Origin of the sequence: Pseudomonas sp. PS01299 (genome assembly GCF_029960145.1) — a bacterium.
Classification (GTDB): domain Bacteria; phylum Pseudomonadota; class Gammaproteobacteria; order Pseudomonadales; family Pseudomonadaceae; genus Aquipseudomonas; species Aquipseudomonas putida_A.
Genome location: NZ_JASCPO010000375.1, coordinates 1 through 3,578, shown reverse-complemented (window position 1 = coordinate 3,578; position 3,578 = coordinate 1). Strand labels below are relative to the sequence as shown.

Annotated in this window: 3 protein-coding genes; all 3 read left to right on the top strand. The window is 61.4% G+C overall.

The annotated features are described in order from the left end of the window. Positions 1-57 precede the first annotated feature (57 nt). The 3 genes from QMX91_RS29865 (at position 58) to QMX91_RS29855 (ending at position 3,489) form a co-directional block, all read left to right on the top strand. Positions 58-1,731: a nitrite/sulfite reductase gene (locus QMX91_RS29865; protein ID WP_282413814.1), complete on the top strand. Its 1,674-nt coding sequence runs from the start codon at positions 58-60 to the stop codon at positions 1,729-1,731. Beyond that, complete coding sequence (locus tag QMX91_RS29860; RefSeq protein ID WP_282413813.1) at positions 1,728-2,207, top strand: DUF934 domain-containing protein; 480 nt, start codon at positions 1,728-1,730, stop codon at positions 2,205-2,207. The genes QMX91_RS29865 and QMX91_RS29860 overlap by 4 nt, the downstream gene beginning before the upstream one ends. 307 nt (positions 2,208-2,514) lie before the next feature. Continuing rightward, entirely contained in the window at positions 2,515-3,489 is a 975-nt protein-coding gene (locus tag QMX91_RS29855) for a hypothetical protein (protein WP_135295697.1), read from the top strand. Positions 3,490-3,578: the final 89 nt, after the last annotated feature.

The window sequence follows — 3,578 nt, the reverse complement described above, 5'->3', positions numbered from 1 at the left end:
AGCAAGCCCGCTCCCACAGTTTTGATCTGGGATCAAACCTGATGGGGTAGCCGCTGCATGTATCAATACGATGATTACGACCGGGCGTTGGTGTTCGAGCGCGTTGCGCAATTTCGCGATCAGGTCGAGCGCTTCATGGCCGGAGAGTTGAGCGAGGAGGAGTTCCTGCCGCTGCGCCTGCAAAACGGCCTGTACCTGCAGAAGCACGCCTACATGCTGCGAGTGGCGATTCCTTACGGCACCCTGAGTGCCGAACAGATGCGCACGCTGGCGAGCATCGCCGCCGATTACGACCGCGGCTACGGCCACTTCACCACGCGGCAGAACCTGCAATTCAACTGGATCGAACTGGCGCAGGTGCCGGACATCCTTGAACGCCTGGCGCAGGTCAACATGCATGCGATCCAGACTTCCGGCAACTGCGTGCGCAACATCACCACTGAAGCGTTTGCCGGGGTCGCGGCGGACGAGTTGATCGACCCGCGCCCGCTGGCCGAGATCTTGCGGCAATGGTCGACGATCAACCCGGAGTTCCTCTTCCTGCCACGCAAGTTCAAGATCGCCATCTGCTCGGCGAGGCAGGACCGTGCGGCGATCATGATGCATGACATCGGCCTGTATCTTTATCCGGGGCGCGACGGGCAGATGTTGCTGCGGGTGATCGTCGGCGGCGGGTTGGGGCGCACGCCGATCCTCGGTCTGCAGATCCGCGAAGGTTTGCCGTGGCAGCACCTGTTGTCGTACGTCGAGGCGATCCTGCGGGTCTACAACCGCCATGGCCGGCGCGACAACAAGTACAAGGCGCGGATCAAGATTCTGGTCAAGGCGCTGGGCATCGAGGCGTTCGCCAAAGAGGTCGAGGAAGAATGGCAGCACCTCAAGGACGGCCCGGCGCAGCTGACCGAGGCTGAATATGAGCGTGTCGCCAGTGCCTTCGTGCCGCCGATCTATCACACCCTGGCCGATACCGATCTGGATTTCGGCACGCATCTGGCTGAAAGCCCGGCGTTCGCCCGCTGGGTCGCGCGCAACGTGCAGCCGCACAAGAAACCGGGTTACACCAGCGTGGTGCTGTCGACCAAACCGGGTCTGAGTGCACCACCGGGTGATGTCACCGGCCAGCAGATGCTCGCGGTGGCCGACTGGTCGGAGCGATTCGGATTTGGCGAGATTCGCATTGCCCATGAGCAGAACATCGTTCTGCCCGATGTTCGAAAGTCTGACCTGTATGAACTCTGGCAGCTGGCCTGCGAGCGCAATCTGGGCAGCGCCAACGTCGGCCTGCTGACCGACATCATCGCCTGCCCGGGCGGCGATTTCTGCGCGCTGGCCAACGCCAAGTCGATCCCGATTGCCCAGGCGATTCAGGCGCGTTTCGACAACCTCGACTACCTGCACGACCTGGGCGACATCAGCCTGAACATCTCCGGCTGCATGAACGCCTGCGGCCACCACCACATCGGCAATATCGGCATCCTCGGCGTCGATAAGAACGGCAGCGAGTGGTATCAGATCACCCTTGGCGGCGCGCAGGGCAAAAACAGCGCCTTGGGCAAAGTCATCGGCCCATCGTTCAGCGCGGCCGAAGTGCCGCAGGTGATCGAGCGGATCATCGGTACGTTTGTGCGTTACCGCGAAAGCGAGGAACTGTTTGTCGACACCGTGGCGCGCATTGGCCTGGAGCCTTTCAAGGAGCGGGTCTACCCGAAAGTGCTGGAGGCGTCGGCATGAACAATCTGCTGCGTCTGGAGCAAGGTGTCGCACGCCTGATCGAGGACGACCCATGGACGCTGGTTCGCGAGCCGGAGCAGGGCAGGCCGCAAGGATTGCTGATCCTGCCGCTGGCGCACTGGCTGCAATCGCCCTCGACCCACGCGGTGTGGCTGGGGCCGGACGATGAAGTTGAAAGCGTGGTGCCGTGGCTGGCCTCGCTGCCGCTGATTGCCCTGGATTTTCCGAGCTTTCGCGACGGTCGCGCCTACAGTCAGGCGTATCTGCTGCGTAGCCGGTTTGGCTGGGCCGGTGAGCTGCGGGCGATTGGCGATGTGCTGCGCGATCAGCTCAGCCATATGCGTCAGTGCGGGTTCGACAGTTTTGCGGTACGCGAGGACAAATCGGCTGAGGATGCGCTGAAGGGACTGGTCGGCATGAGCGTGCTGTACGGCCGCTCGGTGATCGAGCCACGCCCGCTGTTTCGTAGACGCTGAATATCCATTGCTTGATAGATACTTTGTGGTGAGGGGATTTATCCCCGATGGGCTGCGAAGCAGACCTAAAATCTGCCGAAGCATTTCTTCAGCTAAAACCTGTTGGCTGGTTCTGCGGCCGCCGCGCAGCCGGTCGGGGATAAATCCCCTCACCACAATTGCCTAGCGGCCCCTTCTCTACAGGGGAAACCCTTACATCCCGCACCATTCCCGGATTTTTCCTTGGGTCGATGCTGGCCTTTTGGTAGAGTCCCCGTCGCCAGCGGGTTTTCGGCTGGACGACGGAACCAAGAAGGGAGTCTGGGTAGTGAGTGCGGGCAAAAAGATTTTGGGCCTCACGGCGTTGCTGTTGATGCTGACGCTGTGGGCCAGTTACTTCTATGTGTTCAAGGAAAACCGCGACGGCCAGTTGGGCGGCGCCGGTGAAAGCACCGCGTGGTGCGGCGCGCCGCCGTCCACCGAAGCGGCGCTGTTGGGCAAGGATCAACTGACCTTGCGCGTCACCAACAACCTGCGCGGCGAGTTCATGCTCAGTGGCTCGCTGGTGGTCTCCGAACGCACCTTCAACCGTTACGATCTGGGCCGCAACGAACTGCGTCTGCGCCTGGAACCGTTGCAGTGGTCGTACGGCGTGACGCCGATCTTCCTCGAACAGGTCAAGGTTCAGCCGCTGAGCCGCAACCTCGCGTCTCCAACGAAAAGCGCCTACGCCGAGCTTGAGCCACGGCCGATCGGCGTCCAGGGCCAGGTCACCGACTTCCCCTTCGACACCTATCGCTACGGCTACAAACCGGTGCTGTATTACCTCAAGGGCAGCGAGCGCATCGACCTGCGCTTCAAGAACATCACCACGCTGATGGAGATGTCCAACACCTTCACGCCGATCCAGAAGTACAACCGCGTCGAGTACATCAACGAGAAAAACTCGATGATCCGCGACGAGGATTACAAGGCCTACGGCCCGCACGAATGCGCGTTCAGCGTCGAGCGCAAAGGCTCGTTCAAGGTCGTGGTGCTGTTGTTCCTGCTGGTGCTGTGCCTGCCGCTGTTGCACGTGTTCTATCGTGACGAGCCGGGGATCGACTTCCTCGCCACGCTGGTGACGATTGCCGTGGTGCGGGTGCTGCTGGTCGGGCCGGTGCAGGACTTCCAGCTGTACAACATCGACTTCCTGTTCGGCGCTGCGATTCTGCTGGTGGGCTCGGTGTCGCTGATCAAGGCGATGCGCGCCAACAGCCGGCGCGAGATGGCGTTGAAGAGCGGGGCGACGTCTTCCTGGTAATACTCAGTGTTCGAGACCAACACTGACCCTGTGGGAGCGGGCTTGCTCGCGAATGCGGTACATCAGTCACCCTTGATGTTGGCTGAGGG

Excerpts from the sequence above, each read along its gene's own strand:
- QMX91_RS29865 (WP_282413814.1), top strand. The coding sequence starts at position 58 with ATGTATCAATACGATGATTACGACCGGGCGTTGGTGTTCGAGCGCGTT.
- QMX91_RS29860 (WP_282413813.1), top strand. The coding sequence starts at position 1,728 with ATGAACAATCTGCTGCGTCTGGAGCAAGGTGTCGCACGCCTGATCGAG.